The organism is Novosphingobium aquimarinum, from assembly GCF_009746585.1.
Lineage (GTDB): Bacteria > Pseudomonadota > Alphaproteobacteria > Sphingomonadales > Sphingomonadaceae > Novosphingobium > Novosphingobium aquimarinum.
Genome location: NZ_WRPO01000019.1, coordinates 31,768 through 51,510 on the forward strand (window position 1 = coordinate 31,768; position 19,743 = coordinate 51,510).

Sequence of the window (19,743 nt, forward strand, 5' to 3'; positions counted from 1 at the left end):
GAGCGCTAGCGCTTCAGTCGCGCAGCAGTTCCGGTAGCTGGCCCGACATGCCGCGGGCCTCGTTCATGAAGAACGTCTTGACCGGAGTGATGCGCTGGACGGCGCTCATGCCCAGACGCCGCGCGGCGCTGGGCAGCTTGCCGGGAATGCCGAACAAGCGGTTGAGGCCGTCGGTCACCGACATCACCATGAAGGTATCGAGGCTGCGCCACCGCTCGTAACGGTCGAGCAATTGCGCATCGCCCGGCTCGAGGCCGAGCCGCATGCCGTCCGCAAGCACTTCGACCAGAGCGCCGACATCGCGCAGTCCCAGATTGAGGCCTTGTCCGGCGATCGGATGCATGCCGTGCGCGGCGTCACCGATCAGCACCAGCCGGTTATCCACGAGCTTGCCCGAATGGTGGAAACGCAGCGGGTAGGACATGCGCGGCGCGGCCAGCTCGATCTTGCCGAAGACGCTGTGCATGGCTTTCGCGACTTCGCCGACGAAGATCGAATCGGGCAGCTTGGTGATGCCCGCCGCGTCCTTTTCCGCGACGGTCCAGACCAGCGCGCTACGATGACGATTGCCGTTGCCGTCGTTTTCATCGAGCAGCGGCAGCAGCGCGAACGGTCCGTCGGGATAGAAGATTTCCCAGGCCACGCCCTCGTGCGGCTTTTCGTGCCACAGCGCGGACACGATCGCGCGGTGGCTGTAGTCCCACTTGGCGAGACCGAACCCGGCTTCGTCGCGCGTGGGCGACTGCCGGCCCTCGGCGGCGACCAGCAGGCTGCCTTCGAGCACGGTTCCGTCCGCTAGCGTCACCGCGACGCCGTGCGGCCCGCGATCGCGCGTCACCACTTCGGCGCGCACGTGCCAGGCGATCGCTGCTTCGTCCTTGGCAGCTTCGAACAAGGCGAGACGAAGGTCGCGATTGGCGAACATGCGCCCCAGCGTGCCTTCTTCGGGGCCCGGCTGGAAGTCGATCCGCCCGGGCTTCATGCCGTCCGAGACCGCGATGGATTCGATCGGGCAGCCGAGCGGTTCGAGCTTTTCGGCCAGGCCGATGTGCCCGAACAGGTTCCAGCTTGCGGTCGAGATCGCCGAGGCTCGACCATCCGCGCCGGCGGCGGTGAGGGTTTCTGGATCGGCGCGTTCGACCACATGGCTGGTGAGGCCCTTGCGCGCCGCCGCCAAGGCCAGCGTCATCCCGACGAGTCCCCCGCCCAGGATGACGAGGTCGCGCCTGTCGTTCGATGACCTTGCGTCGTTCGTCGCGGGTGTGTCGGTGGTTGGAATCGTGTTCATGATCCGCAGGTATCGGCCGCAGTGCCGTCGATGTCGAGACACCGGCCGTCGAACGTCCCATCGGGCACGTCGAGGCCGATGATCGCGGCAAGCGTCGGCGCGATGTCGACCGTCTCGACCGGATCGGGCTGCTCGAAGCCGGCGACGCCCTTGCGCCAGAACAGGATCGGCACGCGCCGGTCGTAGTCCCAAGGGCTGCCGTGCGTGGCGGTATAGCCGGGTTGCGGATCGCCGGGGACAACGCCGCGCGCGGTCATCATCAGGATATCCCCCGATCGTTCGGCATCGAACGAGGCGCGCGTACGCTCGGCGATGGTCCAGTCCTGCGGATCGTCCTTGGGCATGGGCATCGCGGCCACTTCGTCTTTCCTGTAGACGGCGACGATCTGGGGATTTGCCTTGAGCAGCGTCACCAGCGCATCGAGCGCCTTGGCGCGATCCTTCTTCGCCAGACCGTCGGCAATCCAGACGTCGCCCGAACTGCCCGCGCCGTAGAACAGCGGTCCTGACTTGGGAACGACCCCGGTGCTGGCCGAGACCGCTTGCGACAGCGCATCGGATGTCAGCGCCGGATCGATTCGCTGGGCGGAGGGGAAGCCTTGCCGCTTCAGCCGCTCGGGCGCGTCGATACCGCCATGGTCGGCGGTGAGCACCGCGACATAATCGATCCCGCGCGCGTCGAGACCGGCAAAGAGCTTGCCGAGGGTCGCGTCGAGCTGGGCGAGTTGGATGCACATCTCCACGCCTTCGTGCCCGTATGCGTGGCCGACGTAGTCGGTCGCCGAAAAGCTCACCGAAAGGACGTCGGTCACCGCGTCGCGACCGAGCCCCTGCTCGTCGACGAGGCGCAATGCGAGGTCGCCGGTCGCCGCATCCATGCGCGGCGTGCGGCCGAACGACTTCATGTCGCCCGCCGTCAGCGGAAATCGATACGTGCCGATGGTGAAGTCCTTGACTGGTATCGCCCGGTCGAAGGCTTTGCACCAACCCGGTTCAGGCAATTCGGGCGCGCCCGCAGCGACGAGCTTCGATACGATCGCATTCTCCGCCTGCGCGGCCGGCGTCAGCGTGCGTCCTTTATAGCTCGCGAAGCCGTTCCCCTCCCACCAGTAGGCGGCATCGGCGGTGTGGCCGCTCATCATCACCACGGCGCGATCCTTCGCCGAGACGGCGACGTTTTTCGCGGCGGGGTTCGCGCGCTTCATCAAGTCGCCGAGCGTGGGCACCTTGAGATGGTTGGGCGAAACCACCGGCTTGCTCGATGAACTGTCTGGATCGGCTTCGTCCTCCGCGCAATAGACGCGCTTTTCCTCGCGGCCGAGCGCGGGAACGTACCAGTTGTTGGCGACGATGCCGGTGCGCGCGGGATGGGCGCCGGTGAGGATCGTCGAATGGCCGGGGCAGGTTTCGGTCGCGGCGTGCGACTGGAAACCGCTCGGGAATACCGCGCCACTCAGCAGTCGCGAGAAGCCGCCGCTGAAATGCGCGCGGTATTGCGCGAACAGATCGGCCGAGAACTGGTCCACCGAGATTGCGACGATCAGCGGCGGCGGCTGAGTCGGGGCTATCGCCGCAGGCGAATCCGTCGCCGTGCTCGTAGCGGCGGGAACGGCCGGGGCGGGCGCTTCCTGCGCAACACTCGGCAATGCAAGACCCAGCGACAGTGCCAATGAGAGGGGGGCGACAAACGACAAGTGGACGGAGCGCATGAGCATTCCTTGAATTCTCGAGTGTGAAAAGGCAGAGCCGTCACTGACCAGATTGCGCCGCGGGTGCAAGCTTGGACATGCTGCAACGGAAAGGTCGATGGGTACACGCCGCTATAATCCGCTTGTTGCAGTGATATTGCACGCACTGCTTCTGCTGAGCGCGGTCGCGGTCTTCCTGCCGGCCGCGCAGGCACAGGAGGCGCCCGAGGGCAGCACCAACATCGCCGTGCAACTGGTCGCGCCCGATGTCGTCGTGCCCGGCGAGGAAACGCAAGTCGTGCTGGTGATGTCTCCGCAGACCGGCTGGCACGGCTATTGGTCCAATCCGGGGGATGCCGGCGTGGGCATGCGGCTGGAATGGACCGCGCCGGCCGGACTCTCGCCTGGCGAACCGCGTTACCCGGTGCCCGAAACGCTGCTGATCTCGGGCCTGATGAACCACGTCTACGAAGGGCGCTACGGCGTGGTCGTTCCGCTCAAGGTCGCAGCCGATGCCGTGCCTGGCGCGACGACGCTGGCGCTCGAGGCCGAGTGGCTGGCCTGCACCGACACGATCTGCGTGCCCGAACGCGGGGCGTTCAGCGCGCCGCTGACGATCGCTGCCGGCCAGGAAGATGCGCTCGCGGCCGGACGCGCCGCCAATCCCGATCCTGGGCCCTGGCTCGCCCAACTGCCTGCCCCGCTCGACGCGCAGGCGCACTACGTGGTCGATGGCGACACGATCCGCATCGGAGTGCCGCTACCGGCCGATCTCGCGCTTTCGCAGCCGCATCTGTTCCTCGAGCAGGACAAGCTCACCGAATATGCCGCGCCTCAGCGCTATGCGCGGGTGGGCGACATGCTGGTGATCACGATTGCGCGCGCGGATTCGCCCCGTGCAATCCCGAGCGACGGCTTGCGCGCCGTCCTGCGACTGGACGAGACCGGCAATGGCATCGCCATCGTCGCCAAGCCGGGGCCAGTGCCCGAAGGCGGCGCGCCGCTCTCGGGCGAGGAGCCGCAACGCGATCTTCCCGCGCTGCCCTGGCTGCTGCTGGCCGCGCTGGCGGGCGGCCTCATCCTCAACGTCATGCCTTGCGTTTTCCCGATCCTGAGCCTCAAGGCATTGAGCCTCGCGCGCTCGGGCGAAAGCCCGGCCAAGGCGCGCGCCGAAGGCTTCGCCTATACCGCTGGCGTGGTGATCGCGTGCCTTGCGCTCGGCGGGTTGATGCTGGCCTTGCGCGCCGCCGGTCAGGAAGTGGGCTGGGCTTTCCAGTTGCAGGAGCCGGGCGTGGTCGCGGTGCTGCTGGTGCTGGCGGCCGCGCTCACGGCCAATTTCCTGGGTCTTTTCGAGTTCGCCGTGCCGGCGTTCGCGGGGGATGGCAGCAAGCAAGGCGCGTTTGCCACCGGGTTGCTTGCTGCGTTCGTCGCGACGCCGTGCACCGGGCCGTTCATGGCTGGCGCGATGGGTGCGGCGCTGTTGCTCCCCGTCACCGAGGCGATGGCGATGTTCGCCGCGTTGGGCCTGGGCATCGCGTTGCCGTTCCTCGCGGTGGCGCTGATTCCCGCCTTGCGCGGTCGCTTGCCACGACCGGGCCCGTGGATGGTGCGCTTTCGCCGCTGGATGGCACTGCCGATGGGCCTGACTGCGCTGGCGCTCGCCTGGCTGGCGTGGCGTACGGGCGGTCTCGCCTTCCTCGCAGCCACTCTTGTCGCCGTGGTCGTTGCGCTCTGGCTACTGGGGCAGATCGGGCGCAGCCAGCGCTCGGGGCGGGCCGCGGGCAGCTTCGCGATCGCAGGGCTGGCGGCCGCGCTGCTGGCCGCCGCGTTCCTGACGCCACTGACGAGCCACGAGCCAGCCGTGCAGACGGAAGATACCGTGCTTGCAGCGCGACCCTTCAGCGAATCGGCGCTGAAAGCGGCGCGCGCCGCGGGCAAGCCGGTGTTCGTGTGGATGACTGCCGATTGGTGTCTGACGTGCAAGGTCAACGAGCGCGTGGCCATCGAGCGGGAGGAGACCCGCGCGGCGTTCGAAAAGGCCGGCGTCGTGGTGCTGCGCGGCGACTGGACGCGGCGCGATCCGGAGATAACCCGATACCTGACGGCACAGGGTGCGGCCGGCGTTCCGCTCTACGTCTGGTATCCCGCGAGCGGCGGCGAACCGGAACAGCTGCCGCAAGTGCTCTCCCCAGGCATGCTGGCCGGGCGCGCCGATTGACGATTGATTCCCCGGCGCTTCGGACGCATGAGGCAGCCACGGGGTAGCTAACCAGGATAGAGAACCACATGAGAAAGCGACTTCTGGCCGGCCTCGCCGTGAGCGCATTGTGCCTGACGTCATGCGGCGGCGACGACGATTCGGATCCGACGCCCACCCCGACGCCGACTCCCACTTCCAGTCCGACGCCCACGCCGACTCCCACTCCGACGCCGACGACGCCGGCTTCGGAGGCGAATCTGGCCGGATTGCAGATCCTTGCGAGCCTTCCCGCTTTGCTCAACTGCGGCGGGACTCCGGTGCGCAACGCGCAAGGCCAGGTTTCGGGCGTGACCGATATCACCGGATCGCAGATCAACTCGGGTATCTTCACGTATGCGGCCGAGAACAAGTTCTCGACCAGGATCAACAATGCGGAGGGCCCGACGTTCGACGCCGCCGAACTGACCGACGCCTTTCCCGAAGCCCTGACCTGGATCAGCGCGGAGCCCGCGCAGCTCCAGTTCGTCAAGACGGCGCGGTTTCCCGCAGAGGACGTGACGCTGGGAACGTACGTCAACAACAATTCGGTGTGCTTCTTCGGAGCAGGGCTCTCGCCGAGCGGGATCCCGACGACCGGCACGAAGACCTATCCCGCACTGGCCGACGGGCTCGTCAGCGACGGCTCGGTGCGGCGCTTGTTCCTCGTCAGCACCGGAACCGTTGCGCTCAACGCCGGCGACAAGAAGGCCACTGTCACGATGTCCTTCAAGGCGCTGACCGATCCCGAGGCCAAGGGCCCCTTCATCGATATTTCGGGGCGGACGACGTCGGCCGAAATCACCAGCGCGACCGCGACTCTCGAGGTCAGCGGTGCCTCGCTGAAGACCGGCACGTTCACCGGGACCAACGGCTATACCGGGACGATCTACGGTTCGTTCGTCGGGACCAGCGGCATCATCCTGCCGTTCAGATTGTCGAAGTCGACGGGCGAAGTGATCTACGGCGTGATTGCCGCGGACAGCACGCTCGGCGGCTAGGCCTTCGCAAGCGGCACCGGCAGCCGGTGCCGCTTGCCTTCACAGGATATCGGCGACGCCATCCAGCGCTTCTCGCAGCTTGGCGAGGGCTTGCGCCTTCAATTGATGGACACGCGGGATGCTCACCGAGAGCACTTGTGCGATCTCGGACAAGTTCAGCTCCTCGACGAAATAGAGCTGGACCACCATCTGCAGCCGCTCCGGCAAGTCGGCGATCGCGGCCACCACGGCGCCGCGCGTCTCTTCGTTCACGAGCAGGGCGAGACTGTCGGGCGTTTCCGCCGCGAAGGCGGCGTCGTGATCGGAATAGACCTCGTCGATCGAATCGAAGCGCAGCGGTTCGGCCGCATCGCGCAGCGAAGCGAGGTCGGGCGCGCTGATGCCGAGCGCCGCGGCCAGTTCGCCGGGTTCCGGGTCGCGGCCCAGCAGCCCACGCAGCCGGGTTTCCTCTTCGCGCAGATGGCGGCGCTTCTCGACCGCCCCGCGCGACATCGGCACGTGGCGACGCAGTAAGTCCACCATCGCCCCGCGCACGCGCATCTTGGCATAGGCGGCAAACCCGTCCTCGCCGGGGCCAGCGTGCTTCTGGGCGCACTCGGTCAGTGCCACGAGCCCGGCCTGCATCAGATCCTCGATCTCGATACCGGGGCGGCCGCCACCGTTGATGTGCCAGGCAAGCCGACGGACCATCGGCAGGAAGCGCTGGACGCGATCCCCTACGGCGCCTTGATAGGCCCCGGTGATGGCGCGGGCGCGGGCGAACTGGGCGGAATCATGTTTCATGCGGCCATGCTTTCGGCTGATTCATCCATGTCGGGGGCAGGCAAGCCCGGGGCGGAGTTCTGGGGGACGACCGAGCCGATCACGTCGATGACCTCGATCGGCTGGGAGGCGGGCAGTTCGGCGATCGACAGCACGAGGCACGTCGGCACCCGGAGACGCAGCAGGGCCGCGAGCGCGCGGCGCGCCCGGGGCTGGACCACCAGCGCGAGCGGGATCGCGCCTTGGCCGCGGGCCTCGGTCAGTTCGGAAACACGTTCGCCGATCATTCGCGCGAGGTCCGGCTCGATCACCGGCTGCCCTGTCACCGGATCGTGCATGCCCTGCACGATCGCGTTTTCCAGCCCGGCATCGAGCGTGAGGACGGGCAGGCGCTCGTGCGGCGGACAGACGCGTCCGACGATCAGCGAGCCGAGATCGGCGCGCAGCAGCTCGACCAGGCGCTCGTGCTCGACCGTCTGCTGGACCGCGCGGCTGAGGCTGGCGAGGATCGGCAGTGGGTGCGCGATCGGGATACCGTCCTCGAGCAGCGCGCGCAGCAGGCGGGTGAGTGCGGCCAGCGACAGCGGCTGCGGGTGAACGGTTTCGACCAGGCCAGCGGAGTTTTCCTTGACCCCTTCGAGCAGCGCCTTGACTTCGTCCGGGCCAAGCAGGTCCTGCGGGCGTTCGCCGAGCAACTGGTTGAGGTGTGTGGCGACGACGGTGCTGGCATCGACGGTCAGGAAGCCGTCGGCAATGGCATGGTCGCGCGCGCTGGGTTCGATCCACAATGCCGGGCAGCCGAAGCTGGGATCGCGCGTCGCTTCGCCACGCAGCGAATGGTTCGAGCGCGCCTCGCCCGCGTCGATCGCGAGGATCTTGTCGGCGCGCACGCTGGCGTTGCCGAGCACCACGCCGCCAAGCAGGATGCGGTATTCGCCGGGCGGCAGGTCGAGCGCGTCGCGCACCCGGAACTGCGGGACGACGAAGCCGAAGGTCTGGCTGAGCTGCTTGCGCACGCCGGTGATGCGCGTGACGAGCGGCGCGCCGCGGCGTTCGTCGACCAACGGCACTAGGCCGTAGCCCAGCTCGATAGTGACGAGGGTATGGTCCGAAACATCGGCCAGCGCGATCCGCGAGGGATCGGGCGCGGGCGGTGCTTCCTCGATCACTTCGATCGGCTTGGCGGCGCGCTTGCGCAAGGTATTCCAGAGCCAACCGGCAAGACCGGCAGCGGGTAGGAAGATCGTCTGCGGCATGGCCGGGATGCAGCCGATGGCGGCGAGCACGAAGGCCACCGGCAACCAGGTGCCCGGCGCAGCGAATTGTCCGCCGATCTGTCCGGCAAGGTCGCGGCTGTCGGAAACGCGGGTAACGATCGCGGCCGCCGCGATCGAGAGCAGCAACGACGGCACCTGCGCGACCAGCGCATCGCCGATGGCGAGCGTGACGTAGGCCTCGGCCGCGTCGCCCGCGCTCATCGAGTGGCTGATCATGCCCAGGCAGAAGCCGGCGATGATGTTGACGCCCAGGATCAGCAATGCGGCGATCGCGTCGCCCTTCACGAACTTGCTGGCACCATCCATCGAACCGTAGAAATCGGCCTCGGTCGCGACTTCGCGGCGCCTGGCCTTGGCTTCGTCGGCCGTGAGGAGGCCGGCGGCAAGATCGGCGTCGATCGCCATCTGTTTGCCGGGCAGGGCGTCGAGGGTGAAACGCGCCGAAACTTCGGACACGCGGCCCGCGCCCTTGGTGACGACGACCATGTTGATGATCATCAGGATCAGGAAGACGAAGATGCCGACGGCGAAGTTGCCGCCGATGAGGAAGGCGCCGAAGGCCTCGATCACCTTGCCCGCGGCCGCCTCGCCTTCGTGACCGTGCACCAGCACGACGCGCGTCGAGGCGACGTTGAGTGCCAGGCGCAGCAAAGTCGCGAACAGCAGCACCGAAGGGAAGGACGAAAAGTCGAGCGGCTTCTGTGCGTTCATCGCCGCCATCAGCACCGCGACCGACAGCGCGATGTTCATCACGAACGAGACGTCGAGCACGATCGCGGGGACCGGCACGATCATCAGGCAGATGAGCACCAGAATGCCGGCGGGAAGCGCCAGCGACGAAGGGCTCTGAATGCGCGAGAGCAAGTTCACAGCCCGAACCTCGCCAGCTTGCTATAGGCATTGCGCACGTTGGCGGGGGTGCCTTCGCTGGCGGCGCCGCCGAACGACGACGCGAGCGTGTCGGCCATCGATGCCGTCCGGACTTGCGGGGTCGCCGGCAGGCTTGCATGATATTCTCGCGCGATCTCCCCGCCCCATTCCGGAGCCTGCTGAGTTTGCGCGCGCGCCTGCATCGCTGCGAAATTCGGCATGTTGTAATCGCCGCCGATGCTGGCCCACTGCGCGGCATCGCCGCCTTCCATGGCGCCGTCGACCTTGCCGCGGATCACCGACATCACTCCGGCAAGGCTGCGCGGGGTGTTGCCGGCATAAAAGATGGAGCGATTGGCGCGGGCGGCAGCGGGCATCAGCCCCGCCGCGCTCTGATCGGGATTGGCCGCAAGCGCGGTCAGGAAGCTGGTCGCGCCTTGCGCGCCGAGGAAATGGCCCAGGTAGAGTTCGGCGGAATCGGGTTCGCGGCCCAGCACCATCTGCAGCGCGCTGCGATTGTCGCCGGCCAGTTCGGCAGCCATCAGCGAGGAGGCATTGGGATCATAGCGCAGCGCCATGATCTGCGACGCCAGTGCGGGATTGGTGATCCGGCCACCCTGGATGGCATTGCCGGCCCAGCCGAGGCCGTGATCGGCGCCGTGGCGCTCGAGCGTTTCAAGCCAGGTTCCGCGGGTGAACTGATAAAGCCCCGCCGCACTCGAGGTGGGGGCATTGGCCGAAGGGTTGAGGCTGGATTCGATCTTGGCCTGTGCCAGCAGGTAATTGAAATCGACACCGGTCTTGCGGGAGGCATGCGCGATCGCGGCGCGGACGGGTGAGCCGCCGCCGTTCACTGCCCCCGAGGGTATCGTTCCTGTTGCCTGTGCCTCGCTCACGCGGGGGCTCCCGTTTGGTGTTTAGTCGGGAGCTACCTCAGCAAGGGGCGTGCCAGTTTGTGCCGGTGGCGCGTTCAAAGGGGAAAAGGCGGCGTGCGGCGCGATGCCGTTCCGCCGCCCGCTTCTCAGGCGCGGACGCCGATCGAGGCAATGCGCGGGCCCGCCGAATAGAGCTGCTGCCCGCCGGTCAGCGAGTTCAAACGCGCGCTGACGTTGGCTGCAACGAGGTTGCGGACCTGGCGATTGATTTCGTTGAGGCGTCGGGCTGCATCGATCAGGCCCAGGCACTCTTCGTCGAGATCGTCGTTGGCCGCGACGCCTAGCACGTTGCAGAGCATGTCCTTGTTGGTTGTCGCGGCAACGATGGCGTCGAGGTCGAGGCCGGCAAGCGCCTGCCGTTCGGCTTCGAGAACGGCAACCATCTGCCGCAGCGCGTCGCGCAGATCCTTGCGGCTCATGATTTGGGGCTCCTGAGCATCATGCCGGCGGCGATCATCGCATCGGCAATCTTGGCGGGGACGACGGGATAAGTTCCGGTTTCGACGGCTTTGCGGATCTTGGCGACCCGATCGACGTCGACGGGGGGCTGGCCGGGATCGAGCGCGGCCCCGGCTTCGACCGTAGCCCTGGCATCGACCGTCGCTGCCGCGACGGCGCTTTTCGGAGACGCGACCTCAGCCGCACGGGCCAGGCCCTGACCGTTTTCGGCGCGAGACAGAGCAGTGCTGATCGCCCTGATCGCCTCCGTCCGTCCCACTTCGATTGGTGGCATCTTGCCGCTCCTTGGTCCTTCTACACAGGGAAGAACGACGGTTGCGGCAGGTTTTTAAGTGGCGAGACGGCAAATTTGTGCCGCGCGCACGGCAAATGCCGTCAGGGCAGCGGCAACGCCACGAGTCCGGGGCGGACGATCTGCGCGCGCATGGCATCGGCACTCGCGCGAGGAGCAGAGGCGAGGCGTACGCGAATCCATTCCCCCACCGCGCCGCTCTCCATGGCCTCTCCGGGTTGAGAAACCGTGAAGCCGTCACCACGAATTGCGACGGCAATGGCATCGCCGCGATTGACGGCGGGGGCCGCCGCGCGGCCGAGGGAGTCCTGCTGAACCGGCACGAACAAGCGCCAGCCGCCCGCATCCGGGCACTGTACCACTACGCTTTCGCGCCGTGTGGTGCGCCACGAGAGGGACAGCGGATTGACGCAAGGCTGCAACCGCAGCCGCTTGTCGACGGGAACGGTCGCACCGCCCACCGTGCCCATCGGCGAGCCGGTGAAGTCCGCGACCGCGCGATCGATGGCATTGAGATCGGCGAAGGGCGTGGTCGCGGCAAGGGCCAGTGCGGCTGCGAGGCTCATGGTCGTTCCTTAAGGTCAGCGTTCGCCCTTACCTTAAGCAAACTATGTGCCACTTGCGGCGGAGCATCGTAGGCCAATGCCGCTTGGAGTGGTCCGTTCCCCGGCTCGATCACGATCCGCGCGGATATGCCCGCTTCCCCGGCCTCCGCGACGAGACGCGACGCTTCGGCGATCGCCTGGGCCTGACCTCCTGGCGCATATTGCGCGGTGACGGTCACTAGCTGGCGCGGATCGGCCGACTGCGCCGCCAGCCAGTCACCCAGCCGCGGTGCGCCGGGGCCGGCGATCCAGATGGCGAGGGGGTGCGACCGCTCGGAGGCCTGAACGACGTCGCTGGTCGGGGAAGGGGGCAGGGCAGGCGGCGCTGCGGGACGCTTCGCCAGCACGGCGGCGGTCACCATGAACAGGATCAGCGAGAGATCGGCGAGCATGGCCTGCCAGCCGGTTCCCGCACGCGCGATCATGCTGCGGTCCGCCGGACCGGATTGCGCGCGCCCGGGATTTCATCCATCAGTTCGGCTTCGAGCCAGTCGACCAACTGCTGCCGCTCGCGCTCTTCGGCTTGCGCGGCACGCTCGACCACCCGGGCGAGCGGCGCGAAGAACAGATTGCCGAGCAGCAAGCCATAGAGAGTCGTCAGCACGGCCATGCCGATCGCACCGGTCAGATCGGGGATCGCGCCATCGACGCGCAGCTGGCTGAGCGAGATCAGGGTTCCTGCCAAGCCGAAGACCGGCGCCAGCTCGGCGGCTTGCGCAAGCGCCTGGACGGCGCGCTGGCTCGCTTCGCTGCGTAGCGCGCGATGGCGCGCGTGAGCAGCATGGAGCGCGTCGATCCGGCGCGTCTCGATGATCGCATCGGTCAGATCGTCGAATTCGCTGTCGCCGAAATGATGGGGCGCGGCGCGTACCAGGCCGTCCTGCTGGATCTCGCGGACCTGGATCGCGAGTTCGGCCTTGGCATGGCGCGCATCGAACTTGTTGCGGGTCAGGGCGGCAAGGGCGCTTAGCGCGGCGCGCACGTCGCCAACCCCGCAACGCAGGAACGTCGCGAGGAGGGTGCCGCCCACCACGATGGCGGCCGAGGCCGGGTCGATAAGTTGCGCGGGATTCATGGCCGCGAGTTTCTCCGAGAAATGATGCGCATTCTGAATCGGAGAACGGCATGCGCGCGGCCGTTTCAGCAGGGGGACGACATTTGCCGGTTTTCGGCAAAGGCTTGCCGCCCGGCCATGCCGCGCGCTGCCCGAACCCCCTGCTTACGTATTTGGCACGTGAATTGCTTCATGGTTCCGCGAGAACCCACTGCGCCTCTGTCCGGCGCGTCCAAACCAAGTGGAAAAGGTGGATCATGAGTGACGGCCTATTCGGAATACACGGCAAAGCGCTGGAGCTGCGGTCGCAGCGCATGGGCGTGCTCGCGTCGAACATCGCCAACGCCGCGACCCCCGGATACAAGGCGAAGGACATCGATTTCAGCGCAGCCCTGCGCGCCAGCGAAAGCGGTGCCGGGGTCGAGGATGCCGCCGCGCGCTCGGTGCTGTACCGCGTGCCGGTGATGCCCTCGCTCGACGGCAACACCGTCGAACTGCAGAACGAACAGCTCGCCTTCTCCGAGAACGCGGTCGGTTACGCGGCCACGCTCGATTTCATTCGCGGCCGCGTCGACACGCTGACGCGCGCGATCAAGGGAGAGTGACGGTGGCCGGCAGTCCCTACACGATCTTCGACATCGCGCAGCGCGGCATGTCCGCGCAACTCGTGCGAATGAACGCCGCCGCGTCCAACCTCGCCAACGCGGGCACGGTGTCGGGCAGCGAGGCCGAAACCTACCGCCCGATCCGTGCGGTCTTCGCCGAAGACCTCGATCAGGCTTCGGGCATGGCGACCGTTTCGGTTCAGCAAGTCGTGCGCGAAGACGCCAAGGCGATCCGCTCGCACAATCCCGACCACCCGCTGGCCGATGCCAATGGCGACGTCTGGCAGACGCCGGTCGATGAGAACTCCGAGATGATCGAAATGCTCGAATCCTCGCGTCAGTACCAGAACCTGGTCGAGGCGCTTTCCACCGCCAAGCAGCTCATGCTCGATACGATGAGGCTCAAATGACCGTCACTTCCGCGACATCTTCCTCGGCAGCCGCCGGCGCCTCAGCCGCGGGCGCCAAGCCTGCAGCCAAGACCGGGATGGCTGCGCTCGGCAGCACCGACTTCCTGCGCCTGATGACCGTGCAGATGCAGCAGCAGGATCCGTTCAACCCGATGGATCAGACCCAGATGCTCGCGCAGATGGCGCAGTTCTCCTCGCTCGCGGCCAATGCCGAAAGCGGCGAGACGCTCAAGCAGATCGCCACGAAGCTGGGCGACAACAAGGAAATGCTCGCCGCGCTCGACGGCATCTCCGCCCGTCTCGACACTCTCATTGCCGCGCAGAGCCCGGCGTCCGCAACCGACACTTCCACCCAGGAGCAGTAAGCCATGTCCTTCTACACTTCGATCAGCGGCCTCAAGAACGCCCAGACCGACCTTAACGTGATCTCGCAGAACATCGCCAACGCCGAAACCACCGGTTTCAAGCGTTCGCGCACCGAGTTCGCCGACATCGTCGCCGGTTCGGCCTTCACCAACCCGCGGAACATCCAGGGCATCGGTTCGACGGTCCAATCGATCACCCAGAACTTCGCGATCGGCCCGATCGAGCAGACTGGCTCCGCGCTCGATCTCGCGATCAGCGGCGACGGTTTCTTCCAGATGAAGAACGGTGCCACCGGCGATGCCTTGTTCACCCGCAACGGCAGTTTCACGCTCGACGATCAAGGCTTCGTCACCGACGGTTCGAACAACCGCCTGCAGATCTTCGCCATCGGCGACGATCCGGCGACGGCGACGCCGGTCGACGCGCAGATCCCCGCGACCAACGCCGCCGGCTTTGAATTCGCTGGTGTGGTCGTCGGCGAAGACGGCGTCGTGAGCGCGACGTACGCCGACGGCACCACCGACAAGATCGGTCAGGTCGGCCTTGCGACGTTCCTCTCGCCGACCGGCCTCAAGCAAGTGGGCTCGTCGAACTGGGAAGTGAGCGGCCTCTCGGGCGCGCCGACGTTCGGCTATCCCAACGAAGGCGCCTACGGTGGGCTGATTTCCGGCGCGCTCGAACTGTCGAACGTCGACATCGCCGAGGAACTGGTCAACCTGATCACCGCGCAGCGCTATTTCCAGGCCAACGCCAAGGCCATCGATACCGCCACGCAGATCTCGCAGACCATCATCCAGCTTCGTTCGTAATCGCTGACATAGGCCACCCGACATGGACCGCCTGATCTACACCGCCCTATCGGGGATGAACGCCTCGATGACCCGCGAGCGCATGATCGCGAGCAACATGGCCAATGCCCAGACGATCGGCTTTCGCGCCGAGGTGCTGCAAACCACGCCGATGACGCTCGACGGCCCGCAGCTCGAGGTGCGCGCGATGAGCCAGGCCGACGTGAAGGGCGCGCTCATGAAGGAAGGCTCGCTGACGCAGACCGGCCGCAGTCTCGACATCGCCATGCAAGGCGATGCGATGCTGGCGGTGCAATCGCTCGACGGCGGCGAGGCCTATACGCGTCGCGGCGATCTCGTCGTCTCGGTATCGGGCCTGATCGAGAACGGAGAAGGTCTGCCGGTCCTCGGCGAGAACGGACCGGTTACCGTGCCGCAGGGAGCCATCGTAACAATCGCCGAAGATGGCGGGGTCATGGTCTCTGACCCCGCCAACCCGGCCGAGCCTGCCGCCCGGATCGATCGGCTCAAGCTGGTCAGCACGACCGGTTCGAAAATCGAGAAGGATCTCGCGGGCGTGTTCCGCGTCCCGGGGGACGGTGTGCTTCCGGTTAACGAAGATGCTCGGGTCCTTCCGGGCGCTCTCGAACAGTCCAACGTCAACCCCAGCGAGGTACTTGTCGAGATGATCGAGGCCCAGCGCCTCTTCGACATGCGAACCAAGCTGGTCGAAACCGCCCGCGAGCTCGACGAAGGCTCGTCGCGCCTGATGCGCCTCCAGTCCTGAGGATAGAATAAGCCATGCCTAGTTCAGCCCTGCACGTCGCCCGCACCGGCCTGGAAGCCCAGGACCAGCGGATGCGCGTCATCGCCAACAACCTCTCGAACGTCGGCACCACCGGCTTCAAGCGCGATCGTGCCAATTTCGCCACGCTCGCCTATCAGGACGCGCGCGTCGCCGGGCAGCAGTCCTCGGCGGAAAGCGCTTATGCGACCGGGCTCAACCTCGGCACCGGCGTCGGCGTCCAGTCGACCACGCGGATCAACACCCAGGGCACGTTGCAGACGACGAACAATTCGCTCGATCTCGCGCTCGATGGTGACGGCTTCTTCCAGGTCGCGCTTCCGGGCGGCCAGCAGGGCTATACCCGCGCTGGCAACTTTACCCGCTCCGCAGAAGGCCAGCTGGTGACGACGCAGGGTTACGTCGTGCAGCCGCCGATCACGATTCCCGAGGGGGCCACCGCGATCTCGATTTCCGATGACGGGATCGTCTCCGCGGTCGTCGCCGGGCAGACCGAAGCGAACGAGCTTGGGCAGATCACGATCACCAGCTTTGCCAATCCCGGCGGCCTCCAGGCCATCGGCGACAACTTCCTCCTCGAGACCGGCGCTTCGGGCGCCGCGCAGGTCGGCATCGCCGGCGAGGGTGGGCGCGGCTCGATCCGCCAGGGCATGCTCGAAGGTTCGAACGTCAACATCGTCGAGGAACTGGTCGACATGATCGAGACCCAGCGCGCTTACGAGATCAATTCCAAGATGATCAGCGCCGTCGACGAAATGCTGCGTAACGCGAACCAGACCCTATGATGTCGTTCGCCACGCTTCCCCGTCCGTTCGCGCGCGCGATCGGCGCGCTTGCCGCCGCAGCCGCGATCAGTGCCGTCCTCGTCGACGATGCCGAGGCGCGCCGCAAGGACAAGCTTTCCGGCTACGAGCCGACGCTGCCCGCGCCGCCGCCCGTGGCGCCGCCCGCGAACGGTTCGATCTTCCAGGCTTCGACCGGGTATGCCGGGCTCTACGAAGGCAATCGTGCCCGCCGCGTCGGCGATCCGGTCACGATCCTGCTGATCGAGAACACCACCGCTGCCAAGACGGTCGGGTCGAACAGCAGCAAGGACGGCAGCATCAGTCTCTCGCCGCCGACCACCGGTATCTTCGACTTCCTGAGCGGCGGTAACCTTAATGCCTCGAGCAGTTCGTCGTTCAAGGGACAAGGGAACGCAGGCCAAACGAGTACGCTCCGGTCCACGCTCGCCGTCACAATTGCCGAGCTTCGTCCCAACGGGACGGCGCTCGTCAGAGGAGAAAAGCAGATGCTGCTCAGCCAGGGTGACGAATGGGTCCGGTTTTCCGGCATCGTCCGGCTGATCGACATCGATCAGGAGAACACCATTGCCTCCTCGCGCGTCGCCGATGCGCATGTCGAGTATTCGGGCAAAGGTGCGCTTCAGCGCGCGAGCAAGCAGGGCTGGCTCGGCCGCTTCTTCAATCTGATTTCGCCGTTCTGACGGGACCGCTGCCATGATCCGCCTTCCTGCCATCATCGAGAACGGCCTTCGCGCCATGCGTCGATCCGCAACCGGACTGAGCGTCGGAGTTGCGCTCGTCGTCGCATGTTTCGGCGCCACGCCGGCCCAGGCCGAGCGCGTGCGCGACCTGGGCCAGTTTCAGGGCGTGCGCTCGAACCAGCTGACCGGTTACGGCATCGTCGTCGGCCTGCCCGGCACGGGCGACGACAACCTCGAATATCTGACGCAGGCGATGCGCGGCGTTTCGGGCCGCATGGGCCTGCAGCTGCCGCCGGGCGTGCAGCCGGGGCTCAAGAACGCGGCCGCGGTGATGATCACTGCCGATCTGCCCGCCTTCGCCAAGCCCGGTCAGCGCATCGACGTTACCGTCTCGACGATCGGCAAGGCCAAGTCGCTGCGCGGCGGCGCGCTGATCCTGTCGCCGCTGATCGGTGCCGATGGGCAGATCTACGCGATGGCCCAGGGCAACCTCGCCGTCGGCGGCCTGGGCGTTTCCGCCAAGGACGGCTCGAACGTCACCATCAACATCCCGACCGTCGGCCGCATCGCCGATGGCGCCACGGTCGAGCGGGCCGTCAACACCGGCTTTGCCGATGCCGACATTCTGCGCTGGAACCTGTTCAACGCCGACTTTCTCACCGCATCGCGGGTGCGCGACGCGATCAACCGCCAGCTTCCCGGCACCGCCGTGATCGAGGACGGCGTCACACTCGCGCTGCGCCTGCCCGGCGATCCGGACACGCGCGGCAGCCTGATGGCGGCGATCGAGATGATCGACATCTCGCCCGCTGAAACGCCCGCGCGCGTGATCGTCAATTCGCGCACCGGCACGGTCGTGATCAACGCTGCGGTGCGGCTCTCGCCCGCCGCGATCAGCCACGGCAAACTGACCGTGCGGATCGACGAGGATCCCACCGTCGTGCAGCCTGCGCCGTTCAGCCGGGGCCGGACCGCGGTCGAGCAGAACAGCGACATCAACGTGAACGAGGCGGGCGGTTCGGTCGCGCTGTTCCAGCCGGGTGCCTCGCTTGCCAAGATCGTCGATGCGCTCAACATGCTGGGCGTCACGCCGAGCGACCTCGTGGCGATCCTCGAGGCGCTCAAGCAGGCCGGCGCGCTCAAGGCCGAGATGGTGGTGATATGACGAGCGTCGCATCCGCCATTTCCTCGCTGGGCACCGCGCCCAAGCCAAGCGATCGCGAGCAGCTGGCCGGCGTAGCCAAGCAGTTCGAGGCGATCTTCGTGCGTCAGATGCTGGCCGCCGCGCGCAAGACCGACTTCGGCTCCGACATGTTCGGCGGCCAGGCGATGGACACGTTCCGCCAGATGCAGGACGAACACTTCGCCGACGTCGCGTCCGAAACCGGCGTGCTGGGTCTCGCCACCGTGATCGAAGCGCAGCTCGCCCGCTTCCTGCCGCCCGAAAGCGCGGCCGACGCGGCGAAGGAATAGACCATGGCTTCTGACCTCCTCGCCATTGCCAAGAGCGGCGCGCGCGCGGCGCGCACCGCTCTCGACGTGACGGCGCAGAACATCTCCAATGCCTCTTCGGCGGGATATGTCCGGCGATCGGTGTCGATGCAGGAGGTCTCTTCGGGCAGCCGCTTCAGCGCGCTCGGCGACCTGAACCTATCGGGCGTGCGCGTAAGCGGCGTGGTGCGGAACGCCGATGCATTCCGCCAGTCCGAAGTGCGCCGCACCGGTGCCGATTCCGCGCGGGCCAATGCCGAAGTGCGGGGGCTCGAGAACATCGAATCCGCGATCGAGCAGACCCAGGTCTATCAGTCGATCGTCGCTTTCGAGAGCTCGGTGCAGCAGCTGCTCGCCGATCCGACCGACGGATCGCTTCGCGCGGCTACGCTCGAAAGCGCGCGCACGATGGCGAACACGCTGAACATCGCCTCGAACAGCCTCGACACCGCGGGCAAGGGCCTGCGCTTCGAAGCCCAGGACGGCGTCGATCAGGTCAATCGCATCGCGGGCGAGCTGGCGCGCGTGAACTTGCGTCTGTCACGCGCCTCCGATGCCTCGAACGATCAGTCCAGCCTGCTGGACCAGCGCGATACGCTGCTCGAGCAGATGAGCCAGTACGTCGATATTTCCGCCACTATCAATTCGGACAAGACGGCCAGCGTCACCATCGGCAATCCGACCGGTCCGGCGCTGGTGGTCGGCGGCGCCACTGCCAGCCTGTCGATGGCGACGGCGGCGGACGGCACGGTATCCTTCGCGGTCGACGGCTCCGCGGTGGCGCTGAGCTCGGGTTCGATCGCGGGCCACGCGCAAGTCCTGACCAAGCTCGCCGAAACCAAGACCAACCTCGATGCCATTGCCGCCGAGGTCGTCTCTGTGGTGAACGCCACGCAGGCCAATGGCGTCGATCTCGACGGCAATCCCGGTCAGCCGATCTTTTCCGGGACGACCGCGGCGGACATCGGCATCGCCCTTGCCAACGGCCGCGGCATCGCGACGGCGCCGGCAGGCGCGGGCGCGAACAGCCGCGATCCGGGAAATCTCGTCGCCTTGCGCACGGCGCTCGACACTTCCAATCCGGCGACGGCCATGGACAGTCTCCTGTTCGACGTCTCGAGCGCGGTGTCGGGTCGCAAGATCACGCGGGACGCGCTCGATTCCATCGCCAGCACCGCGCGAGTCGCACTCGAGGCGCAATCCGGCGTCGATCTGGACCAGGAGGCGGTCAATCTCGTCCGCTTCCAGCAGGCATTTCAGGCCAACGGGCGGGTGATGCAGGTCGCGCAGGACCTGTTCGATACGCTCATGGGAATCAGGTGAGA

The 19,743-nt window shown here is 66.8% G+C and carries 22 protein-coding genes; 12 read left to right on the forward strand and 10 right to left on the reverse strand.

The window, feature by feature from the left end; translation table 11 throughout:
- Nucleotides 1-13 precede the first annotated feature (13 nt).
- Both GQO94_RS16050 and GQO94_RS16055 read right to left on the reverse strand, forming a co-directional pair.
- Nucleotides 14-1,288 (reverse strand): UbiH/UbiF/VisC/COQ6 family ubiquinone biosynthesis hydroxylase, encoded by a 1,275-nt coding sequence (locus GQO94_RS16050; protein WP_156842448.1) that lies wholly within the window; start codon nt 1,286-1,288, stop codon nt 14-16.
- Nucleotides 1,285-3,003, reverse strand: coding sequence for an alkaline phosphatase family protein (locus GQO94_RS16055; RefSeq protein ID WP_232332968.1), 1,719 nt, complete (start codon nt 3,001-3,003; stop codon nt 1,285-1,287). The genes GQO94_RS16050 and GQO94_RS16055 overlap by 4 nt, the downstream gene beginning before the upstream one ends.
- 91 nt (nt 3,004-3,094) lie before the next feature.
- Here GQO94_RS16055 and GQO94_RS16060 point away from each other — a divergent pair, with 91 nt between their 5' ends.
- Entirely contained in the window at nt 3,095-5,194 is a 2,100-nt protein-coding gene (locus GQO94_RS16060; RefSeq protein ID WP_156842450.1) for a protein-disulfide reductase DsbD family protein, read from the forward strand.
- Nucleotides 5,195-5,262: 68 nt separating this feature from the next.
- Nucleotides 5,263-6,213 (forward strand): hypothetical protein, encoded by a 951-nt coding sequence (locus GQO94_RS16065; RefSeq protein ID WP_156842451.1) that lies wholly within the window; start codon nt 5,263-5,265, stop codon nt 6,211-6,213.
- Nucleotides 6,214-6,252: 39 nt separating this feature from the next.
- On the opposite strand, the gene GQO94_RS16070 is transcribed toward GQO94_RS16065, so the two are convergent.
- The 8 genes from GQO94_RS16070 to GQO94_RS16105 all read right to left on the reverse strand — a co-directional run bounded on the left by GQO94_RS16070 (nt 6,253) and on the right by GQO94_RS16105 (nt 12,488).
- Nucleotides 6,253-6,996 carry a sigma-70 family RNA polymerase sigma factor gene (locus GQO94_RS16070; protein ID WP_156842452.1) on the reverse strand — a complete coding sequence of 248 codons (744 nt, stop codon included), beginning with the start codon at nt 6,994-6,996 and terminating at the stop codon, nt 6,253-6,255.
- The gene (locus tag GQO94_RS16075) at nt 6,993-9,047 is read right to left on the reverse strand and encodes a flagellar biosynthesis protein FlhA (RefSeq protein ID WP_408636643.1); all 2,055 of its coding nucleotides are present in this window, start codon (nt 9,045-9,047) and stop codon (nt 6,993-6,995) included. The genes GQO94_RS16070 and GQO94_RS16075 overlap by 4 nt, the downstream gene beginning before the upstream one ends.
- Before the next feature lie 71 nt (nt 9,048-9,118).
- Nucleotides 9,119-10,018, reverse strand: coding sequence for a transglycosylase SLT domain-containing protein (locus GQO94_RS16080; protein ID WP_232332969.1), 900 nt, complete (start codon nt 10,016-10,018; stop codon nt 9,119-9,121).
- Between the two features lie 125 nt (nt 10,019-10,143).
- Complete coding sequence (locus GQO94_RS16085; protein ID WP_232332970.1) at nt 10,144-10,476, reverse strand: flagellar protein FlgN; 333 nt, start codon at nt 10,474-10,476, stop codon at nt 10,144-10,146.
- Nucleotides 10,473-10,790, reverse strand: coding sequence for a flagellar biosynthesis anti-sigma factor FlgM (gene flgM, locus GQO94_RS16090; protein WP_198045997.1), 318 nt, complete (start codon nt 10,788-10,790; stop codon nt 10,473-10,475). Before flgM ends, GQO94_RS16085 begins: the two co-directional genes overlap by 4 nt.
- A gap of 101 nt (nt 10,791-10,891) precedes the next feature.
- A complete protein-coding gene (locus tag GQO94_RS16095) occupies nt 10,892-11,374 on the reverse strand; it encodes a flagella basal body P-ring formation protein FlgA (protein ID WP_156842454.1) in 483 nt (160 codons plus the stop codon).
- Entirely contained in the window at nt 11,371-11,838 is a 468-nt protein-coding gene (locus tag GQO94_RS16100) for a hypothetical protein (RefSeq protein ID WP_156842455.1), read from the reverse strand. Before GQO94_RS16100 ends, GQO94_RS16095 begins: the two co-directional genes overlap by 4 nt.
- Nucleotides 11,835-12,488: a MotA/TolQ/ExbB proton channel family protein gene (locus tag GQO94_RS16105; protein ID WP_156842456.1), complete on the reverse strand. Its 654-nt coding sequence runs from the start codon at nt 12,486-12,488 to the stop codon at nt 11,835-11,837. The genes GQO94_RS16100 and GQO94_RS16105 overlap by 4 nt, the downstream gene beginning before the upstream one ends.
- Before the next feature lie 236 nt (nt 12,489-12,724).
- On the opposite strand from GQO94_RS16105, the gene flgB reads away from it, so the two are divergent.
- From flgB to flgK, 10 genes are read left to right on the forward strand one after another with little or no spacing between them, the layout of a single operon-like run.
- Nucleotides 12,725-13,072, forward strand: coding sequence for a flagellar basal body rod protein FlgB (gene flgB, locus GQO94_RS16110; protein WP_156842457.1), 348 nt, complete (start codon nt 12,725-12,727; stop codon nt 13,070-13,072).
- A 2-nt stretch (nt 13,073-13,074) separates the two neighbouring features.
- A complete protein-coding gene (gene flgC / locus GQO94_RS16115) occupies nt 13,075-13,482 on the forward strand; it encodes a flagellar basal body rod protein FlgC (protein ID WP_156842458.1) in 408 nt (135 codons plus the stop codon).
- Entirely contained in the window at nt 13,479-13,847 is a 369-nt protein-coding gene (locus tag GQO94_RS16120) for a flagellar hook capping FlgD N-terminal domain-containing protein (RefSeq protein WP_156842459.1), read from the forward strand. Before flgC ends, GQO94_RS16120 begins: the two co-directional genes overlap by 4 nt.
- Nucleotides 13,848-13,850: 3 nt before the next feature.
- Nucleotides 13,851-14,657 carry a flagellar hook-basal body complex protein gene (locus GQO94_RS16125; RefSeq protein WP_156842460.1) on the forward strand — a complete coding sequence of 269 codons (807 nt, stop codon included), beginning with the start codon at nt 13,851-13,853 and terminating at the stop codon, nt 14,655-14,657.
- A gap of 22 nt (nt 14,658-14,679) precedes the next feature.
- A complete protein-coding gene (locus GQO94_RS16130) occupies nt 14,680-15,423 on the forward strand; it encodes a flagellar basal body rod protein FlgF (RefSeq protein WP_156842461.1) in 744 nt (247 codons plus the stop codon).
- A gap of 14 nt (nt 15,424-15,437) precedes the next feature.
- Complete coding sequence (gene flgG, locus GQO94_RS16135) at nt 15,438-16,226, forward strand: flagellar basal-body rod protein FlgG (RefSeq protein WP_156842462.1); 789 nt, start codon at nt 15,438-15,440, stop codon at nt 16,224-16,226.
- Nucleotides 16,226-16,927, forward strand: coding sequence for a flagellar basal body L-ring protein FlgH (locus GQO94_RS16140; RefSeq protein WP_156842496.1), 702 nt, complete (start codon nt 16,226-16,228; stop codon nt 16,925-16,927). The genes flgG and GQO94_RS16140 overlap by 1 nt, the downstream gene beginning before the upstream one ends.
- Nucleotides 16,928-16,982: 55 nt before the next feature.
- Nucleotides 16,983-18,092 (forward strand): flagellar basal body P-ring protein FlgI, encoded by a 1,110-nt coding sequence (locus tag GQO94_RS16145; RefSeq protein ID WP_198046001.1) that lies wholly within the window; start codon nt 16,983-16,985, stop codon nt 18,090-18,092.
- The gene (locus tag GQO94_RS16150) at nt 18,089-18,400 is read left to right on the forward strand and encodes a rod-binding protein (protein WP_156842464.1); all 312 of its coding nucleotides are present in this window, start codon (nt 18,089-18,091) and stop codon (nt 18,398-18,400) included. Before GQO94_RS16145 ends, GQO94_RS16150 begins: the two co-directional genes overlap by 4 nt.
- A 3-nt stretch (nt 18,401-18,403) precedes the next feature.
- Nucleotides 18,404-19,741 carry a flagellar hook-associated protein FlgK gene (gene flgK, locus GQO94_RS16155; RefSeq protein WP_156842465.1) on the forward strand — a complete coding sequence of 446 codons (1,338 nt, stop codon included), beginning with the start codon at nt 18,404-18,406 and terminating at the stop codon, nt 19,739-19,741.
- Nucleotides 19,742-19,743 lie beyond the last annotated feature (2 nt).